We start from the raw sequence: 1599 nt of genomic DNA, 5'->3' as shown, positions 1-1599 counted from the left end.
GGGCTGGCCGCCGCGAGGACCGTCGCGTCCCCCTGCCCCACCTGGCACATGGCGTACACCCAGCCGCGCGGCGGCCAGCCCGTGACCCACCGCGTCACCGGCGCCGGCCGCACCACCGCGAGCAGCAGCAGGACGACGACCAGCCCGGCGACCGGCCCCCGGTACGGCAGCCTGCGCGCCACGACGATCAGCAGCGCGGTCACCAGGGCGAGCGCCAGCCCGCCCCACCAGCCGCCCGGCCAGCTCATCTCCGCCCCCGGCAGCGCCGCACCCGTCCGGGCCACCCGGGCGATCCACCCGGCGGGCCAGCCCGCCACCCACGCCAGCGCCTCCGCCCCCGGCGTCCAGACCGCCGCCACGGCGAGGGCGGCGAAGCCGAACACCGTCGCGGGCGCCACCGCCAGCTCGGCGAACAGGTTCGCCGGAATCGCCACCAGACTCACCCGGCCGGCGAAGACCACCACGACCGGCGCGCACACGGCCTGCGCCGCCAGGGAAGCCGCGAGAGCCTCCGACAGACCGCCCGGCACCCCACGCCGCCGCAGCGCCGCGCTCCACCGCGGAGCGACCGTCAGCAGCGCCCCGGTGGCGAGGACCGAGAGCAGGAACCCGTAACTCCGCGCGAGCCAGGGGTCGTAGAGCACGAGCAGCAGCACGGCCGCCGCCAGTGCCGGAATCAGCGATCTCCGCCGGCCGGTGGCGATCGCGAGCAGCACCACGAGTCCGCAGGCCGCGGCCCGCAGCACACTCGGATCGGGCCGGCAGATCACCACGAAGGCGAGCGTCAGGGCTCCTCCGGCCACCGCGGTGGCCCGCAGCGACATCCCCAGTCTCGGCGCGAGCCCGCCCCGCTCGACCAGATGCGCCCGTCCGGGCCTCCCGACCAGCAGGAGTAGCACCACCGACAGATTGCTTCCCGATACGGCCAGCAGGTGGGTGAGGTCGGTGGCCACGAAGGCGTCCCGCAGCTCGGGACCGATCCGCGAGGTGTCCCCGACCACCAGCCCGGGCAGCAGGGCCCGGGCGTCCGGGTCGAGGCCATCGGTCGCGCGCCGCAGCCCGGCGCGCAGCTCCCCCGCCGTCCGCTGCAACGCGCTCGGCGGACCGATGATCCGAGGCGGCCCCGCGCCCGCCTTGAGCACCGCGGCGAAGGGCCCCCCGGAATCCGCGGGCAGCGCGACCCGGGCACCGACCTCCAGCCGCGTGGAGGGCAGCAACCGCAGCCACTCGGCCCTCCCCTCACCCGGCGGCACGATCAGCAGCACCGGTGCCCGCGTCCGGTGCACCGTCCCGTCCGACCGCTCGACCCGCGTCACCTCGCCCTCCAGGACGACGGAGACCGGCACCGTCTCACTGCCCCGCACCCCCGGCCGGGTCAGCCGTGGGTCGGAGGTCACCGCCACCTCCAGCTGTGCCCGCGCGTACTCCCGTGCCAGGACCGGCACGGGAGTACGCGCGGGCACAGCTGGAGGTGGCGGTGACCTCCGACCCACGGCTGACCCGGCCGGGGGTGCGGGGCAGTGAGACGGTGCCGGTCTCCGTCGTCCTGGAGGGCGAGGTGACGCGGGTCGAGCGGTCGGACGGGACGGTGCACCGGAC

The 1599-nt window shown here is 76.7% G+C and carries 1 protein-coding gene; it reads right to left on the bottom strand.

Annotated features, from left to right (window positions below; genetic code table 11):
• Positions 1–1493 (bottom strand): ComEC/Rec2 family competence protein (locus tag EAO70_RS09940; RefSeq protein WP_148002652.1); only part of this gene is annotated, 1493 nt, incomplete at its 3' end.
• Positions 1494–1599 lie beyond the last annotated feature (106 nt).

The sequence above is a fragment of the Streptomyces sp. adm13(2018) genome, assembly GCF_008042145.1.
In the GTDB taxonomy this organism is placed as follows: Bacteria; Actinomycetota; Actinomycetes; order Streptomycetales; family Streptomycetaceae; genus Streptomyces.
Note: the sequence above shows the minus strand (reverse complement) of the source record. Positions and strands in the feature narration are given on the sequence as shown.